The sequence below is a fragment of the Rouxiella sp. S1S-2 genome (assembly GCF_009208105.1).
GTDB lineage: Bacteria > Pseudomonadota > Gammaproteobacteria > Enterobacterales > Enterobacteriaceae > Rouxiella.
This window is the reverse complement of record NZ_WFKL01000001.1, coordinates 4,047,713-4,065,236: the sequence shown is the minus strand read 5'-3', so window position 1 is coordinate 4,065,236 and position 17,524 is coordinate 4,047,713. Positions and strand designations below refer to the sequence as shown.

Sequence of the window (17,524 nt, the reverse complement as noted above, 5' to 3'; positions counted from 1 at the left end):
GTCTGCGTGGCGCATGCCGACAAAATGTCTTTACCCTTTACTGCAAACTTGAACTGCTTTCAAATTTCACTCTGTAACGAACTCACGAACTTATTTATTTATAAATTTCAGCGGTACCGTACAGATGATTTTCACCGCCGGCGGAAACGATGCGGTATGAGCTTGCACCTTCCTGAGCGGCTTTGGCGGCCAGTTTTCCTTGCAGACCACTGAGGTCGTTACCGTTGGTTGAGGCACTCACTACGCCAATGCTTTGAGCACCCGCTGGTGCCATCTGGACTTCAGTGGCGGCGAAAGTGGCGAATGAAGCGGTGGTCAGTGCGATGACGGCGAAGGCTTTAGTCAGGTTTTTCATGGTCTTAATTCCTATTCTCGTTTAATTCAAGGCTTAAATTCTGGATGACGATATTGTTATCGTTCGTTAACTAAATACTAAGCCTTGGCTCTGTCCGATGCAACTTATTTATTTAATAATCGTTAACTAATTGTGCTAAACGGTTTCTGTTTACTTTTCTTATTTGTAGATTTCAGCGGTACCGTACAGATGATTTTCACCGCCGGCGGAAACGATGCGGTATGAGCTTGCACCTTCCTGAGCGGCTTTGGCGGCCAGTTTTCCTTGCAGACCACTGAGGTCGTTACCGTTGGTTGAGGCACTCACTACGCCAATGCTTTGAGCACCTGCTGGCGCCATCTGGACTTCAGTGGCGGCGAAAGTGGCGAATGAAGCGGTGGTCAGTGCGATGACGGCGAAGGCTTTAGTCAGGTTTTTCATGGGTAGTTCCTCTTTATCTGGTTATCTGAACCGGGTACTTATCGGGTTCAGTGTTTGATTCTGGGTCGTCGTTATTAATTAACGTTCGATAAGTAAATGATAGAGGGTGAACGGATCCTGTGCAACTCATTTTTATATTAATCGTTAACTAATTGTGCGGATCGTTATTTAGCGAGGATGGGGATAAAAAGCCAATCCGAGGCCTGGCCGGTAAATCTGGGCAGGTGCAGCCTGACCTCTGCCTGATCGCCGCCAACAAGCGGGAGCGAACGCCTGCTTAAGAGGGTGTTCTGAGAAGAATTATTGACGCTTTGATCGTTAATGAATCGTAATTTAATGATGTGAAATGGATAAGCTATAAAAATAAATAAATGAAAAAGGCGACAAACGTCGCCTCTTCTTCATATTACCTGTTACTCAGTTTTCTACTTATTTGTAGATCTCTGCAGTACCGTATAAATGGTCTTCACCACCGGCGGAGATGATACGATAAGACGTTGCACCTTCCTGAGTGGCTTTAGCAGCCAGTTTACCCTGCAGGCTGGTAAGATCGTTACCGTTAGTAGAAGCGCTAACCATACCGATGCTTTGTTCGCCAGTGGGCGCAGAGCTTACTTCAGTTGCAGCAAACGTTGCGAATGAAGCGGTAGTGAGTGCGATAACGGCAAATGCTTTAGTCAGGTTTTTCATCATATTGTCCTAGTCTTCGTTAGTGCCTAATTTGCGGTGACGGCATAGTTGCCATTCGATTTTTCAAATCAAGCGTTTAATACTGTCCGATACATTTCGTCTGCGTGGCGCATGCCGACAAAATATTTTTACCCTTTACTGCAAACTTCAACTGCTCTTAAATTTCACGCGGTGACGAACTCGCGAACTTATTTATAAATTTCAGCGGTACCGTACAGATGATTTTCACCACCTGCGGAAATGATGCGGTATGAACTTGCACCTTCCTGAGCGGCTTTGGCAGCCAGTTTGCCCTGGAGGCCGCTAAGGTCGTTACCGTTGGTCGCTGCACTTACCATACCGATGCTTTGTGAGCCGGCCGGTGCCATCTGAACTTCAGTGGCGGCGAAAGTAGCAAAAGAAGCGGTAGTCAGTGCAATCACGGCAAATGCTTTAGTCAGATTTTTCATGGTCTTAATTCCTATTCTCGTTTTATTTAAGGCTTGAATTTTGGATGACGACATTAGTTATCGTTCGTTAAATAAATACTAAGCCTTGTCTCTGTCCGATGCAATACGTTTATTTAATAATCGTTAACTAATTGTGCTAAACGCTTACTATCCAACTTTTCTTATTTGTAGATTTCAGCGGTACCGTACAGGTGATTTTCACCCCCGGCGGAAACGATGCGGTATGAACTTGCACCTTCCTGAGCGGCTTTGGCGGCCAGTTTGCCTTGCAGACCACTAAGGTCGTTACCGTTGGTAGAGGCGCTTACCACACCGATGCTTTGTGAACCGGCCGGTGCCATCTGGACTTCAGTGGCGGCGAAAGTGGCGAATGAAGCGGTAGTCAGTGCAATCACGGCAAATGCTTTAGTCAGGTTTTTCATGAGTAGTTCCTCTTTATCTGGTTATCTGAACCGGGTACTTATCGGGTTCAGTGTTTGATTCTGGGTCGTCGTTATTAATTAACGTTCGATAAGTAAATGATAGAGGGTGAACGGATCCTGTGCAACTCATTTTTATATTAATCGTTAATTAATTGTGCGGATCGCTTTAACACGCTGACTTGGCAGAGGCTCCGGTGCGTGCTAATTTTATATTCCCACGTAAAGGATGCCTTCCCAATGTAATGTTGTTTCGTCGCTAACAGTCTGTTTTTCAACGTCTTGTAAATTTACAGGGCGCTATTTCTGTTATTTTGATGAGATGATTTCTTATGAATACACTACTCGTCGCGCTGTTAAGCGCGCTGCGCGATCATCGTTGGCTGCGCCTGCTCGGTTGTGCCTTTATTCTGTCTTCTGTGGGTAACGGACTGACTCAGGTCGTCGTTTATAGTCAACTTCTTCGCTGGCACGTATCGCCCGCATTAACGCTGATTTTCAAAAGGGGGCTAAAAGCCAATGAGCTTCCTGCGGCGACCGCACTTGAAACCCTGATATTTGCTGCTCAAGTTTTGTTAGGGGTAGGGCTCGGTGTGATGATCATTAACCGTTTTTCGCTGATAACCCTGCTAGTGATGGATGCTTTCAGTTTTATCTTTTCAGCGATTTTACTGATGTTTACTGCCCGTCATTTTATTAAGCGTTATGTTAATGAAAGTCGGCAACCTGCTTTCGCCGTCGCGTTAAAATGGCGTGAATGTTCCCCCTTGCAGCGTCGAAGCATGCTGTTGCTGCCATTATTGGCGGCGGTAGGGACGCCGGTGATGGCGCTCATGCCCGCGCTTGCTCAACAGATCAGGCCCGATGAAACTACCGGACTTGCACTGCCATTGCTGTTGGCACGAAGTTTGGGGCAAGTCTGTGGACCATTATTGCTTAATAGCCAAAAGCTGCGCCAACATGCTCAAAGCAATCTTCGTCTGGTGGGATACCTGTCGACATTTCTAGCGGGTTATTTTTTATTACCTGCCCTAGCGACCTGGAATCTTGCCGCAGGTACTGCAGAAATTATCGGGCCAATTAACGCACTGTATGTCGTTTCACTGCCCGGCATACTTGGTGTTGTAATAGTTTTAAAACGCAGCGGAAGATAAATGAAGGTGAGGTTTTTTAAGATTGACGGCTCCCCCAGCAAGGGGGAGTTATTGTCTGAGTAAAATATAAGTGGGGAAATTAGCGGTACAGTTCAGCGCGACCATAGAGATGATTTTCACCGGTGGCGAAGATTACGCGGTATGAAGAGGCCCCTTTTTCATCGGCTTCATTAGACATTTTATTTTTAAGCGCGCTGAGCTGGTCGCCGCCGTTAACGTTGATCACGCCCATGTTCTGCTGTCCTGCGGGAGCCGCAATAACCTCCGTGGCGGCCAAAGCGGTAAATGAAGCGCTTCCCAGAACAATAGCTGCCAGCGTTTTAGTTAAATTATTCATGATCATTCCTCACTTAACTTATCAATTGACCTCGGCTTATTTGTAAAGCTCAGCCGTGCCGTACAGTTGATTGTCACCAGAAGCAGAAATGATGCGGAATGAACTTGCCCCTGCTTCCTCGGCTTTCGCATTCAGGTTGCGTTCCAGGCTTGAGAGGTCATTGCTGGAAGTCGCTGAGACTACGCCAATTTTTTGCGCATTAGACGGCATCTGTGTGACTTCGGTGGCTGCCAGAGTTGAGAAAGACGCCGCAGCAAGAGTCAGTGCAGCACACAGCATTGTTAGATTTTTCATGATTTTTAGTCCTGGATTTGTATGAGCAAATGCTCTTTTTGCGGTAAATCTAATAAGTTAACGTTCGATAAATAAATGGTAGTCTCCGCTTTTATTTTTATCAATCAAATTCATTATCGATCATTAACTAAATGTGCTCAACTGTGCTAACTCTAAGAAAATAGGAGATTATTTTCGATAGTACGACGAGCGCGAGATGGAGGTGCTGACATTGTAGGACCAGCCGGTTAACAGCAAGGAGGGCAATACCAATCCCATTGAGGGACTAAGTAAAGATAATCAATACCGCTGTTGATAACTTGTTAAATATCAGAGCGTTTTTCATTAATCTGCAATCGTTATTCAATATAATCATTCGGAATTGTGATAAATAAAGTTTATTTTAATAGCCGATAATAAATTCTTGAGGTCAGTGGAGTAGGGTGTTAAAAAAGAAGGCAGCACAAATGGCCACCTTCATTTTTTGCCTTTATGTTAGAGCCACATTTTTGTCCTGACTCAATGGCACCTAGTAGTAAATTGCCGAAGGCGAGTTGCGATCAGCATTGGGCGCTGGCGGAATGGTTGGTGAGCTTGAAATACCGGCTTGAACCGGTTTTCTGTTCAAGGTGCCATGCGGAGGCTGAATAACATTGCTGTCGCCGGTCACATTGACCATGGCAATTTCCTGACTCTGTATTGGCATCATGATAACCTGCTGTGCGGCAACGTTGGCAACCGGTACAGCGGTCAATGCCATAACTGCAAGAATTAATTTGAAGTTTCTCATGATGTTACGTCCTGGGTTGCTTTTTCTAGCTGTGTCTTTATCCGTAGGGAGTGATTAACTTATCGCTCGATAATTAAATATTAATCTCTACTGGACATTCGCGCAACTATTTTTAATAATGATCGTTAATATATTTTTATAACCATTATCACAAGGGTGATGAAAGGAGGGTGTATGAGCACTGAACAGACGGCATTAGTCCGGAAAAGTCGCGGTCGCCCGAAACAGTTCGACCGCGGAACTGCCTTAAGTAAGGCGCTAAATCTGTTCTGGCGTCACGGCTACGAAGCCACATCTCTGGCTGACTTAGTTGAAGCAACCGGTGCCAAAGCGCCTACTCTTTATGCCGAATTTGGTAATAAGGAAGGGATGTTTCGCGCCGCCGTTGAGCATTATCTAGCAACCTTTTACGAAAAGAGTTTGTGCTTGCTTGGCAAAGATGACTTGTCAGTAGAACAGGCCGTTGAACAGTACCTGCGCACTACGGCAGAGATGTTTACCGACTGCGACACGCCGAGTGGCTGTTTTATCATCAACGCTGCCTCGGGAATGTCAGCTGCTTCTCAGGAGATTTCCGAGATGCTGCGCTCGCGCCACCTTTCACAGGAGCGCACGCTGTTTGAATTTTTCGAGAAGAAAAAGCTCAGTGGCGAGTTCCCCAACGATACCGACAGTTCGCTATTAGCGAAGTACGTCGCCACTACCGTGCAGGGAATGTCGGTGCAGGCGCGTGATGGTGCGAGCAATGAACAGCTGGGTTCGATTATTGATATGCTGATGTACGTATGGCCGCAGCTGCGAACTGTACCGATGAAAAGCGCCGTGGCTCATTAAATAAACGGTGTTTTCGGGAAAGGAAAACCTCCATCCCTGTATGATTAAGGCACGTTTTATTGTCATAAAAGAATTATTGAGAACAATGTGCCATGCCCGTTGGTGAAGGTTTACGTAAAAAGATAGAGCGCCAGGTGTTAAGCATTTCTGGCCTGGCGCTGGGAGGCATTGACTTTGATCAGCCGCGAGGTGATTTTGGGCTGTTTGGCCCTGACACCGTAGTGTGGCGCGTTCACGGCGATTTCTCGAGCATGCTGTGCGGTGGCGTCAGTGCGCTGCTGTTGCAAATGCTGCATCCTCTTGCTTTGGCGGGAGTATGGGACCATTCAAATTTTCGCAGCGACATGCTGGGACGCTTACGCCGAACCAGCCAATTTGTCTCTGGCACCACCTTTGCACCGCTTGCGGATGCGCAAAATCTGATAGCCCGCGTTAAGTCCATTCATTTACAGGTTACCGGTGTTGATACACACGGCCAACCTTATGCTGCGAGCGATCCTGACCTGCTGGTTTGGGTGCACGTTGCCGAGTCCTACAGCTTCTTGCAGTCCTACCTCCGTTATCGTAATCCCGATTTAAGCCTTGCCGACCAAAGTCAATATTATCGTGAAGTTGCGCGCGTTGTTGAAGGATTGGGCGGTATAAACGTTCCGCGCAGCGTGCAGGAAATCGATGATTATTTACAACGTATGCGCCCGCAGTTGCGCTGCGACGACAGAACGCGTGAGGTGGTGAGATTGCTCAAGCGCGCACCTGCTCCCAGCAAAATCGCCGTACCGGTCGGTAAACTGATGGTTTGGTCGGGGATTGAACTGTTGCCTGAGTGGGCAAAAGAGGAGCTGGGAATAGTGCTGCCCCCCTTAACCCGCCGCGGCATCGATTTCTCAATGCGCCGTGTGGCAACACTCTTACGTTGGGCTGTGAGAAACGGCTCCTGGCATAGAGCCATGCGGCGCGTAGGGCGGTTGCCTTAGCGCCGCCGCTGTCGTTAAGACGGCATACGCGGGTAAACGCCAGGGCCAATCGGCAGCCCCAGTAAATACCAGACCACTAACATCACCAGCCAGACGATGAAAAAGACCACCGGATAGGGCAATACCAGCGAGTAGTAGGTTCCGAGCTTGGCATTTTTGTCATAGCGCTGTAAAAATCCGAGGAACAGCGGCAGGAAAGGCGACATGGGTGCCAGCGGCAGAACCGACGAGTCGGCGATGCGGAAAACGATTTGCGCAAAGGCCGGATGAAAGCCGAGCAGCATAAACATAGGGATGAAAATCGGCGCCAGAATTGACCAAATCGCCGAGCCGCTGGCGATAAACATGCACAGCAACGCTGACAAAAAAATCAGCCCCACGAAGGCCGGAATGCCCGTCATCCCTAGTTTTTCAAGAATATCGGTCAGGCCGATGGCCATAAATTTCCCCATATTGCTCCAGTTAAAGAAGGCTACAAACTGGGAAAGCGGGAAAACCATCACGATAAAGCCAGCCATACCCTTCATCGGATCGACCAGCAAATTCGGAATATCACTCTGGGTGCGGATTTGTTTGGTGACCAGTCCGTAGGGGATAGACACCACAAAAAAGAACAAAATAATTAGCGGAACGATGCCCTGAATAAATGGCGACGGGACGATACCGTGAGTGTGCGGGTCGCGCAGCGGTGCCGAATCGGGCACTACCAACAGAGCCACCAGCGCAATAAACACCAGGGCGGCAATCCCGCTGGCAGCCAGGCCGCGATTCTGCTCGGGGGCCAGTTTTTTCATCCGCTCGTCGCTGCCGCCCTCATAGACGGGCAAACGCGGTTCAACAAATTTATCGGTGAGAATGCCGCCGACCAGCGTAAGTACAATCACCGACGCGGCCATAAAGTACCAGTTATCCACCACGCTAACCTGTACCGCCGGGTTAATCACCTTGGCCGCTTCAGAGCTGAGGCCAGACAGCAGCACGTCGGTTGTCACAATGAGGAGGTTGGCAGTAAAGCCGCAGCCGACACCTGCTATTGCGGCTAAAAGCCCGGCCACGGGATGGCGTCCGACGGCGAGGAAGATAAGCGCCCCAAGCGGTGGCATCACCACCAGCGCAGCATCCGAAGAAATATGGCTAAAAAAGGCGATAAATATCACCAGATAGCTAGCGTATTTTGCATTCACGCTGGCGGCCATTTTATACATCAGGCTTTGCAGCAGCCCGACGCGTTCGGCAAGCCCCGCGCCGAGCACCAGCGCCAAAATAGATCCCAGTGGCGTAAAACCGCTGAAGTTTTTAATCACGTTGGGCAAAATCCACTGCAGCCCTTCAACGCTGAGCAAGTTTTTGACTCGAATGATTTCGCCGTTGGTAGGATTCACCGCTGTTATGTTAAGCCACGAAATCAGCGCGCTGGTTAACATTAAAACGACGATCAGATAGATAAACAGTAAAAATGGATTGGGGATTTTATTGCCTACGCGCTCGACCCAGCGGAAAAACCCACCGGGGCTGTGTGGTTGGTTCTGTGCTTCAATACTCATTAAAAACCCTCGTCGAAAAATAGTCGGTCATGAGATCCCCGCCGGTCGTGCCGTACGGTTTTATTATTTTTTATACCCTGCGTCGGCATTGAACGATGGTCGACGCAGGGGCAGATCTTTTTATATTTTTACTTTAAAGGTGAAGGGGTAATCCCCTCGGGGATCGGACAGTGGTAGGGGCGGTGTGCACGAACGGCACGATGCTCCCGCTGGCAGAGCTCAAGCGTGGCGGGAGAATCCAGTAGCGCAATCACCGTTGAGGCCATGACTTTGGCCGCCAGACACATACCTTTGTGCGCAATAGAAGTGCGTCCCTGCGATACAATTTGCCAGGTGTGCAGCGGCGAACCCACCACGAAGCACGGACTGAAACATTGCGCTGTGGGCACCAGCCAGCTCACGTCACCGACATCGGTTGAGCCATAGAGGATGTTATCGCTGGGGCTGTAAGGGGCAACTGCCTCGGTAAGTGGCGCGGTGCGCAGCGTTTCGGCAAAGACTTTACCGTCAACACCGCCGGTTTTAGCCATCGTGGTCAGGCAGGCATCAATGTCCTGTTCGCTGAGCGTCGCGTGAATAGCGCGGGCAAACGCCTGCTCCTCCTCACTGTACTGCGGTGTGCCAAATGCCAGCACCTGCTGGTACATCACTTTCTCCAGTGCGTGGTTTGGCGCATAGTTGGAGCACGCTTTGTCAAAGCGCATGGACATGCTGGTTCCGGTCATCAGTGCGGCACCTTTGGCAATATCTGTCACGCGCTCGAAAATGGCCTGCGCCTGATCCATCTGCGGTGCGCGCACCAGATACAGCACCTCGGCGTCGGCCTGCACGACGTTTGGCGAAATCCCGCCCGCGTTGGTCACGGCATAATGCACCCGCGCTTCCTGAATAATATGTTCGCGCAGGAAATTGGCGCCGGTGTTCATCAGCGTTAGGGCGTCAAGTGCGCTGCGACCCAGATGCGGCGCGGCGGCGGCGTGAGACGCCGTGCCTTTAAAGCGAAACGCGGCCTGAATATTGGCCAGCGTCGGGTTGCTGAACATGCCGCTAAAGGTTTCTGGATGCCAGGTCAGGGCGGCATCAACGTCGTTAAACAGGCCTTCTCGCGCCATGAATGTCTTGCCAGAACCGCCTTCTTCGCCCGGACAGCCGTAAAAGCGCACCGTGCCTTTTAGCCCTTCTTTTTCTATCCAGGCTTTTACCGCCAGTGCCCCGCCCAGCGCCGCGGTGCCGAGCAGATTATGCCCACAGCCGTGGCCGTTGCCGTTTTCCTCTAGCGGTTGCGCGAAGTCACAGCCGGCCTTTTGGCTCAGGCCCGCCAGCGCGTCAAACTCGCCAAGCAGGGCAATTATGGGTTTGCCTTCACCGAAGCTGGCGACAAACGCCGTCTCCATCCCGCCGACACCGCGCTCCACCTTAAAACCCGATGCTTCGAGTTTGTCGGCCAGCAGGGCAGAAGAGTGTGACTCTTCAAAACGCGTTTCAGGGTGATCCCAGATATCATCACTGATAGCCGACAGGGTATCGCGCTGGGTATCGATAAAGTCATTGATAAAACTGACAACGTGTTGATGAGTCGGGATAACTGTAGAATCAGACATCGTTACTCCTGGGTGAACGAGTGAATATTTAACGCCAGCGCGGCCAGGGTTTTGATGCCCTGCGCCATCACTCTTTCGTCAAAATCAAACTTCTCGTTGTGGTGTCCCGCACTCAGGTCAGTGCCAAAGATGACGTAAGAGGCCTGACCGCCCAGCGATTTAACGCGCTCCATCATATAGGTGGCGTCTTCCGAACCCGCCGCGCCTTCCTGACTGTCGATGATGTTATCGAACAACCCTAATTGTTCGGCTTGACGATGAATATAGTTAACCCAAGCCTCGGTAGGTTGACTGCTTTGCGCGGCACCCATCAATTTCGTTTCAAACTTGACCTGATACATTTCTGCCGCGCCGGAAATGACCTTGAGCGCCTGCTGATAAATAAATTCGTTTACCTCATTGGTGGAACCGCGCGTTTCAACCTTCATCATGGCGCTCGATGGCACCACGTTGCGCCCCGTTCCGGCCTGCAGCACACCGACATTTATACGCGAGCTGCCCGCACTGTGGCGCGGCAGGGCGTGCAGACCCAGCGTCGCCTGTGCCGCCGCCAGCAGCGCATTGCGTCCCTGCTCGGGATTGCCGCCCGCGTGGGCCGCAACGCCGGTAAAGGTGACATCAAGTTTAGTGGTGGCCATAAAGGTATCGTTGCCGCAGACGATGTGGTCGGCGGGGACGCCGGTGCCAATATGCACGGCGGTAAAGAAATCGACGTCATCCACGACGCCTGCCGCCACCATAGATTTCGCGCCGCGCGTGCCTTCCTCCGCCGGTTGGAAAATCAGTTTAAGGGTGCCGCAAAGCTGGTCGCGAATTTCCATCAGCAGTTGAGCTAGCCCAAGCCCGATAGTGGTGTGACCGTCGTGACCGCAGGCGTGCATCATGCCGCCGTTTAATGATGCAAAACCTTCGCGGTAGGGACGATGCGCGTCATCCAGCACCTCATTCAGGTCCAGCGCATCCATGTCGACCCGATAAGCCAGCGTCGGGCCGGGCTTACCGGTGGCAAGCGTTGCCACAATGCCGGTAAAGCCACCCGAGAAATGCGGCATCCAGCGGGCAATCGCTCCCTGTTCCAACGCGCGCTGTTCCTGACGTTGCAACTCCTGTGCAGAGGGCAGGCCCATGCGCGAATCGGCATCGATCACTTCACGGCCGAGTTGCAGGCTGTAGCCCAGTTCATTGAGCCGTTCGGCGACCAGAGTGGAGGTGCGAAACTCAAGCCATCCTGATTCGGCATATTTATGCAGGTCTCGGCGCTGTTTTTGCAACTCGGGAAAATAGCCGTCGACGCGATCACAAAGCGCCAGCAGGGTAGATGTATCCATTAAGTCAGATGCTTGGGTAACCATGATTAGCTCTCTTTTTGCCGTAGGTAAGACCAATATTTTGCATGAAAGAAATATGACGCTTTGATTTCAATGTACACAAAGCGACCAGGGCGTATAAGATGCCAAAATCTTTCGGGTGATAATCAGGGGTTATCATTGAGCTATGGCATCACAAATCAAAATGCATCAACTGCGTGCTTTTGTTGCGGTAACTCGTCAGGGCAGTATTCGCGCGGCCAGCCGTACTTTGAGCCTTTCACAACCGGCGTTGACCAAGTCGATAAAAGAATTGGAAAGCGGGCTGGGCGCACAGCTGTTTATTCGTCGCCGTCAGGGGGTGACATTGACCGAGTGCGGGGAGATTTTTTTCAAGCGTGCCAGCCTGATACTCGAGGAATTACGCGTCGCACAGGAGGATATCGCCCAACGATTGGGCGCAACCAGCGGACAGGTGAACATTGGCGTGGGGGCGAGTATTGCGCGAACGATTATGCCCTTGGTTATTGACCGCTTTCACCGCGAGTTTCCTGACGTTAAGGTCAGAATTGCCGAAGGCCAACTGGTGTCGATGATCCCCGAGTTGCGTCAGGGCGAGTTGGACTTCACCATCAATACTTATTACCCAAGCACCTATGATAACGAATTGTTATATGAAAAACTTATGGATAAGGAGTATCAGGTGGTCTGCCGACGCGGGCATCCGCTGGAGAAAGCACGTTCAATAAAAGAACTGCTGCACTGCGATTGGACCATGCCCACGCCGAGAGGCAGCTACTACAAACTGTTGGGTGAGATTTTTAGCGAAATGAAGGTCGAACCCAAAATTAGCGTGGTGTGCGAGACGTTTATGTCCTGCACCAGCCTGCTGGCCAAGACGGATTTTCTTAGCGTACTTTCGGCCGATATCATCAATGATCCGCTGCTTGGTCAAAGTTTGGTCGCGATGAACCTGGATCTTCCGCTGCCCAAGGCAACCTTTCATTTAATACAAAGAAAAGAATCGACCCTGTCACCGATGGCCGCACATTTGGCTCAGCTGTTCCGACTTTACTGCCGATAAGCAGAAATTTTAGCTAAAAATCACTGTTATCAACGCTTTTAATGCGAGTTTTGGGATTTTTGCCCGTTATGCTCGCACATAAGACGTTCTACACTTTACCTCATAGAACAAGAAGCGGCTTAACCCCATTGAGGTAGCATGCGCCAATCAGAAATAATTGCTGAAGTCAGTAACGATAAAAAAACCTTGTTTGCCATCGTCGAGCAGGATGAGCGGGTCGTCTATCTCTACATCTATGCGCGGGAAGACTTGCGAGAGCGTTTCCCGCGTATGCGCGGCTGTTGGGTAAGAAACCTGTCGCCTGCACCGCAGCAGGATGACAGTGAGGCCTTGGCCTACGGTTTGCCGCCGATGCTCGCCGCACAATACTGCCGTAGCCTGGAGGCCGAAGCGCCGCTGGATCCGGCCGGCATTCAGATCCTGTGGAATGAAAGCGATGACGGCGCAGCGCTGTGGTATCACGGCCTGCTGTTGGCGGTCATCCCCGGTTGGAGTTTGTACATCGATCACTCCGTCAGTTATTCCGCCGGTTGCATTCAGCAAAACCCGCTGACCTTTCCGCTGGGCTCGGCCTCAACCAATACGCAGTACGCCCTGGCCGATAAAACGCGTCAATTCTGGCGCGACTGGGCGCATGAGGAACACAATCCGTGGCCGAAAATTCAGCGTAATTTTGTTGCCTGCTACGAGCAGCGTTTTGGTCCAGCGGTTAAATATTATGCCATTGATCAGGGGACCTGGCCGCCGATGGCCATTTCCCAACATGAAGATGATGAAAATTACTACTTCTTTACGATGGGAATGAGCATCCGTCCGATGCCGCAGATTGAGCTTATTTTCAATGATGAGGCTGAACACCATCGCCGCATCGAGCTGGCATTTGCCGTGGGTAAGGAGTACGTCGATGAGGCGAATGCCGTGCAAATGGCCAGCGCAATTTCCGGCTATGCTCAACTGCCGTGGGAGTCTTTAACCTGGTTGGGGGAGGGACATACGCTGGTTTCACCGGCCGCGCCGCTAGGTTATGAGGGCCATATCATTTCGGCGGCTCTTGGGGCATCCGTCGGCAAGTTTGCGTTGCCCAGCTGTTATGGCGATCCGGTGAATCTGCTGTGGGCCAGCCCGCTGTTTGCCAGTGAACTCGAATTTGCACAAAGCCGACCTAGCGGCGGGCAGGAGCTGGTAGTGATGATGACCGAGGCGGGCGTTGAGGCAGTGTTTGCGCCGAGGGCGCCGCTGGTGTGATAGCTGGTGAGATAAAAACGCCCCCACTCAAGCAAGTGGGGGCGTTAAAGTTTATGCTTTTATTTGTTCAAAATCTTCCGCATCCACGTCATAACCGGACGGCTCCCAGCGAATCGCCAGCAGCACAATCAGCCCAATCAGTGGCGCAAAAGCGATAACCCAGAACACGCCAGTACCGAGCGCTGCAGAGAGCACCGGGAACAGGAATAGCGAAGCAGTGGAGCTGGCGCGCACCAGAATCTGGTTAAAGCCGACGCCAACGCCACGCAGAGACGTCGGGTAGCTCAGCGAGGCGAAGGTCATGGTATGAGAACCTGGACCAAATCCTTGACCAAACAGGAACAGCGCCAGCATCGAAATCGAGATCGCCGCTTCGGCACTGTCCGACGGACGCCCGACCAGCGCCAGTCCAATCATGGCAATCAGCTGTAGCGTGTAACCAATCACCGTCATGTTCCACGCCCCCATCTTCGGCACCAAACGCACCGCCAACAGGCCGCCAACGAAGGCGAAGCACAGGTTCAGACCCAGTGAGAACAGGATAGTGCTGATAAGTGACTGTGCCAGAAAGGTCGAAAGAATAACCGGCAGACCAAAGGCGACGGCGTTGTAGGCGAACGGAGAAACCAGCGAGGTCACCGTCGCTAAAATCGTGCGCTTCAGATAAACGCCTTTCAGCAGAGTGGCATAGTTGCTCCAGGCAGCCTTGCGCACTGGGGGCTGGGGCGTCAGGTTGGCATCGTCGGCCACTTCAACATTGATATTGTATGAACGACGAAGAATAGCCGCCGCGCCTTCCAAATCCCCTTGATTCGCTGTCCACACCGGCGATTCATTCATATAACGGTGGCGAATGGCGATGATAAGCAGTGCCGGAACAGCGCCGAAGCCAAGGATTAAACGCCACAGAATATCGGTTTGACCGGCAGGCAGCACCGCGTAAAGCAGCAGCACCAACAGGTACGAAATACTGATAGCCGCATACCAGGTCGGGCACCACATGGCGACACGCGAGGCTTTGTTTCCGCGTCCCGAAAGCTTCGAGAACTCGGCTAAAAACGCCATCGCCACCGGCAGATCGATACCCACGCCGATGCCCATCACGAAGCGCGAAGCACCCAGCACCCATTCATTGGGGGCAAAAGCACAGGCCAGTGCGGCGACCACGAAGAAGAACATGTCGGCCATAAATACGCGATAGCGGCCAATTTTGTCAGTCAAATAACCGCCAAACAGAGCGCCAACGATAGCACCCAGCGTAATGGCGGAAGCCACCAGACCTGCACCCGACGGTGACAACCCGAATTGACGAGTAATGTCTTTCATGCCGAACGCCAGTCCACCGAGGTCGTAGGCGTCGAGGAAAACGCCCCCCAGTGCGATAGCGACCACGATGCGTGCATCGCTCAGCTTGGTTGCGCCCTGATTAACCAGGCGAGTGATGTCAGCTGCAGAACGGATCAGCGTCGGCTGGTCGTCGGCGCTGGATGTGTTTGTAACCCCTGATGAGGCGGCTGAAGAGGCCGCAAGTGTTGTGTCAGACATTTTTTATACTACGCTTTTATCAAAAAAAAGCAGTATAGACGTCCAGACACCCAAGCTACAAGCGCAAATTAGTTATAAATTAAAATAAATAATTCTTAAAAATTGAGTAAAATCGCCGCCGCCAGCGAATCCCTGTACTCTTCTTGACCGCTTACTTTCCTGATAGATTTGCCCAAATAATTCAGTCCCAAACCAGCACCGGCTTGATTACCTTGCCGTTTTGAGCGTCCTTCAGAGCACGATTAATGTCGTCAAAGTGGTAGTAAGTGATCAGTTGCTCTACCGGGAAACGGCCCTGTTGCCAATATTCCACCAGCCTGGGAAGGAAATCCTGCGCGACCGAGTCGCCCTGAACCACGCTAATGGCTTTACGCCCGCGAGTTAAGGTTTCGCCGCAGGAACCGGTGAGGCGAACCAGTGTACCGCCTTCTTTTAAAACCTCCTGCGCGAGTTCATCCAGGTGGCCAATGCCAGTGGTGTCGATAACGTAGTCCAAGTGTGGGCACAGCGTGGCGAGGTAATTTTCTTCATCCGAATTGATCGATTCGGTGGCGCCCAGCCTGATTGCCAGCGCCAGCCGAGCGGGATCACGGTCGACCGCGATAATCGTTTTGGCACCGGCAATTTTAGCCGCCATCACTGCTGCCAGGCCGACGGCACCGGTGCCCATCACCATCAGGCTTTCACCGGCCTTAACTTTCAGCGTATTAAGCACCGTTCCTGCGCCGGTTTGCATGCCGCAGCCCAGTGGTGCGAGCACTTCTAGCGGGAATTCCGGCGCGATTTTCACCAAATTTTGTTCGGTCACCAGGCAATAATTGGCAAACGCCGACTGTCCAAAAAAGTGCCCTTGAACGCCTTCGGGATAGGCGCTGCTGCCGTCCAAGCGTTGAAAGCCAAAATTGAGCTTGGCGAAGTGCTCGCAGTTGAAAGGCTGACTTTCATGGCACGGCGCACATTGCCCGCAGGACTGATAAGAGAGCAATACGTGGTCGCCCGGTTTAACGGCCGTTACTGCGCTGCCGACCTGTTCGACAATTCCCGCGCCCTCATGGCCGAGGATAGAACCTTCACTGAGAAAGCCAAGATCGGTATGACAAATTCCGCAGGCTACAATTCTTACGCCGACTTCGTTTTGATGCGGTGCTTTGAGCTGTAAATCGTGAAAACTCATTTGTTGATGACTGTTTACTACGGCAGCGTTCACCTTTCTGGGTTGGGTACGAATGGTCATATTTGCCTCATTACTCAATTAAATACCGCCTGATACGGCGTTGTGATTGATTGGGTTGTTAAGCTAATTTTTAGTAAAGCTATGCAATAAAAGTCATTTTACTCCCCACATAGCAGCTGATTTGATGATTGGCCTTTTTGTGCTCTCGGCAAAAATTGAACTATCCTTGTAACACTCTCATTTTATGAACACATTTTTGCTTTTTAACCTTGATCTAAGCCGGTCTTCACTCCGATATGAGGAAATAACATGGCGCGCACAATGGGTAATGCTCGATTGAGAAGTATAGCTGCCGCAGCGGCAATGGCTGTGCTCGGCACCTTGAGTTTTTCTGCTCAAGCGGCAGACAGTGTGAAAGTCGGTTCAAAAATCGATACCGAAGGTTCGCTGCTCGGAAATCTGATTGTGCAGGTGCTTGAGGCCAACGGCATCAAGACCACCAATAAGCTGCAGCTCGGTAACACCAAGGTGCTGCGCGGTGCGATCACCGCAGGCGAGATTGATATCTATCCTGAATATACCGGCAATGGTGCATTCTTCTTCTCTGACGAGAAAGACCCTGCGTGGAAAAATGCTCAACAGGGCTATGAGAAGGTGAAAAAGCTCGATTACGACCAGAACAAAATTGTCTGGCTTGACCCGTCTCCGGCCAACAACACCTGGACCATCGCAGTACGTCAGGACATTGCTACAGCAAATCATCTACAAACACTGGAAGATTTAGGCAAGTGGGTTAACGGCGGCGGTGATTTCAAGCTGGCGGCCTCGGCCGAATTTATTGAACGCCCTGACGCGCTACCGGCTTTTGAAAATGCCTATGGATTCAAGCTCAAGCAAAATCAGCTGTTGTCGCTGGCGGGCGGAGATACGGCAGTCACCATTAAGGCCGCAGCCGAGAAAACCTCTGGCGTTAATGCGGCGATGGCCTACGGCACGGATGGCCCGGTCGCCGCGCTGGGGCTGGTAACACTGCAGGATCCTAAAGGCGTGCAGCCAATCTATGCGCCTGCGCCGATTATTCGTGAATCAGTATTGAAAGCGTATCCGCAGATCCCTGAATTGCTGAAACCGGTGTTTGCCTCACTCGATGGCCCAACGCTGCAAAAACTTAACGCACAAATTGCGGTCGGTGGTGCAGATGCCAAAAAAGTTGCAGCTAAATATCTGGTACAGAAAGGCTTTATCAAGACGAAATAACGAGCTGATTCGGCAAGTAGGCAGGAGATATTGTTTGAGTAATTGGGTAAAAAATCGCGTCTTGCTTACGTT

At 51.3% G+C, this 17,524-nt stretch carries 19 protein-coding genes; 6 read left to right on the top strand and 13 right to left on the bottom strand.

The features are described 5' to 3' along the window. Positions 1-94: 94 nt before the first annotated feature. The 5 genes from GA565_RS18620 to GA565_RS18600 all read right to left on the bottom strand — a co-directional run bounded on the left by GA565_RS18620 (position 95) and on the right by GA565_RS18600 (position 2,336). Positions 95-355, bottom strand: coding sequence for a DUF1471 domain-containing protein (locus GA565_RS18620; RefSeq protein ID WP_152199993.1), 261 nt, complete (start codon positions 353-355; stop codon positions 95-97). Between the two features lie 159 nt (positions 356-514). After that, positions 515-775 carry a DUF1471 domain-containing protein gene (locus GA565_RS18615; protein WP_152199993.1) on the bottom strand — a complete coding sequence of 87 codons (261 nt, stop codon included), beginning with the start codon at positions 773-775 and terminating at the stop codon, positions 515-517. A gap of 429 nt (positions 776-1,204) precedes the next feature. Next, positions 1,205-1,465, bottom strand: a complete 261-nt coding sequence (locus tag GA565_RS18610; protein ID WP_152201618.1) for a YdgH/BhsA/McbA-like domain containing protein — start codon at positions 1,463-1,465, stop codon at positions 1,205-1,207. 188 nt (positions 1,466-1,653) lie between these two features. Next, on the bottom strand, positions 1,654-1,914 hold the full coding sequence (locus GA565_RS18605) for a YdgH/BhsA/McbA-like domain containing protein (protein ID WP_084984524.1): 261 nt from the start codon (positions 1,912-1,914) through the stop codon (positions 1,654-1,656). Between the two features lie 161 nt (positions 1,915-2,075). Further along, positions 2,076-2,336, bottom strand: a complete 261-nt coding sequence (locus tag GA565_RS18600; RefSeq protein ID WP_055777572.1) for a DUF1471 domain-containing protein — start codon at positions 2,334-2,336, stop codon at positions 2,076-2,078. A 329-nt stretch (positions 2,337-2,665) separates the two neighbouring features. On the opposite strand from GA565_RS18600, the gene GA565_RS18595 reads away from it, so the two are divergent. After that, positions 2,666-3,487: an MFS transporter gene (locus tag GA565_RS18595; RefSeq protein WP_152199992.1), complete on the top strand. Its 822-nt coding sequence runs from the start codon at positions 2,666-2,668 to the stop codon at positions 3,485-3,487. Between the two features lie 79 nt (positions 3,488-3,566). On the opposite strand, the gene GA565_RS18590 is transcribed toward GA565_RS18595, so the two are convergent. The 3 genes from GA565_RS18590 to GA565_RS18580 form a co-directional block, all read right to left on the bottom strand. After that, positions 3,567-3,824, bottom strand: coding sequence for a YdgH/BhsA/McbA-like domain containing protein (locus tag GA565_RS18590; RefSeq protein WP_055777588.1), 258 nt, complete (start codon positions 3,822-3,824; stop codon positions 3,567-3,569). Positions 3,825-3,860: 36 nt separating this feature from the next. Further along, a complete protein-coding gene (locus GA565_RS18585; protein ID WP_055777591.1) occupies positions 3,861-4,118 on the bottom strand; it encodes a DUF1471 domain-containing protein in 258 nt (85 codons plus the stop codon). A 508-nt stretch (positions 4,119-4,626) separates the two neighbouring features. Then, a complete protein-coding gene (locus tag GA565_RS18580) occupies positions 4,627-4,887 on the bottom strand; it encodes a hypothetical protein (RefSeq protein WP_152199990.1) in 261 nt (86 codons plus the stop codon). 174 nt (positions 4,888-5,061) lie between these two features. Between GA565_RS18580 and GA565_RS18575 the strand changes: the two genes are divergently transcribed. Beyond that, complete coding sequence (locus tag GA565_RS18575) at positions 5,062-5,721, top strand: TetR/AcrR family transcriptional regulator (RefSeq protein ID WP_055777597.1); 660 nt, start codon at positions 5,062-5,064, stop codon at positions 5,719-5,721. 92 nt (positions 5,722-5,813) lie between these two features. Next, the gene (locus GA565_RS18570; RefSeq protein ID WP_152199989.1) at positions 5,814-6,695 is read left to right on the top strand and encodes an oxygenase MpaB family protein; all 882 of its coding nucleotides are present in this window, start codon (positions 5,814-5,816) and stop codon (positions 6,693-6,695) included. 14 nt (positions 6,696-6,709) lie between these two features. On the opposite strand, the gene abgT is transcribed toward GA565_RS18570, so the two are convergent. The 3 genes from abgT to GA565_RS18555 all read right to left on the bottom strand — a co-directional run bounded on the left by abgT (position 6,710) and on the right by GA565_RS18555 (position 11,168). Continuing rightward, positions 6,710-8,239, bottom strand: coding sequence for a p-aminobenzoyl-glutamate transporter (abgT, locus tag GA565_RS18565; protein ID WP_152199987.1), 1,530 nt, complete (start codon positions 8,237-8,239; stop codon positions 6,710-6,712). Positions 8,240-8,367: 128 nt separating this feature from the next. Continuing rightward, on the bottom strand, positions 8,368-9,840 hold the full coding sequence (locus tag GA565_RS18560; RefSeq protein WP_152199985.1) for a M20 family metallopeptidase: 1,473 nt from the start codon (positions 9,838-9,840) through the stop codon (positions 8,368-8,370). A 2-nt stretch (positions 9,841-9,842) separates the two neighbouring features. Next, positions 9,843-11,168 (bottom strand): M20 family metallo-hydrolase, encoded by a 1,326-nt coding sequence (locus GA565_RS18555; protein ID WP_226951050.1) that lies wholly within the window; start codon positions 11,166-11,168, stop codon positions 9,843-9,845. Positions 11,169-11,334: 166 nt separating this feature from the next. Here GA565_RS18555 and GA565_RS18550 point away from each other — a divergent pair, with 166 nt between their 5' ends. Continuing rightward, positions 11,335-12,231: a LysR family transcriptional regulator gene (locus tag GA565_RS18550; protein WP_152199981.1), complete on the top strand. Its 897-nt coding sequence runs from the start codon at positions 11,335-11,337 to the stop codon at positions 12,229-12,231. 138 nt (positions 12,232-12,369) lie between these two features. After that, the gene (locus tag GA565_RS18545; protein ID WP_152199979.1) at positions 12,370-13,476 is read left to right on the top strand and encodes a suppressor of fused domain protein; all 1,107 of its coding nucleotides are present in this window, start codon (positions 12,370-12,372) and stop codon (positions 13,474-13,476) included. Between the two features lie 51 nt (positions 13,477-13,527). Here the strand turns inward: GA565_RS18545 and GA565_RS18540 are convergent, their stop codons facing one another. Both GA565_RS18540 and GA565_RS18535 read right to left on the bottom strand, forming a co-directional pair. Beyond that, positions 13,528-15,021, bottom strand: a complete 1,494-nt coding sequence (locus tag GA565_RS18540) for an MFS transporter (RefSeq protein ID WP_152199977.1) — start codon at positions 15,019-15,021, stop codon at positions 13,528-13,530. Positions 15,022-15,202: 181 nt separating this feature from the next. Next, positions 15,203-16,255: an NAD(P)-dependent alcohol dehydrogenase gene (locus tag GA565_RS18535; protein ID WP_152199975.1), complete on the bottom strand. Its 1,053-nt coding sequence runs from the start codon at positions 16,253-16,255 to the stop codon at positions 15,203-15,205. Positions 16,256-16,558: 303 nt separating this feature from the next. Here GA565_RS18535 and GA565_RS18530 point away from each other — a divergent pair, with 303 nt between their 5' ends. Then, positions 16,559-17,452, top strand: a complete 894-nt coding sequence (locus GA565_RS18530) for an ABC transporter substrate-binding protein (RefSeq protein ID WP_370518110.1) — start codon at positions 16,559-16,561, stop codon at positions 17,450-17,452. The last annotated feature ends 72 nt before the right edge of the window (positions 17,453-17,524 follow it).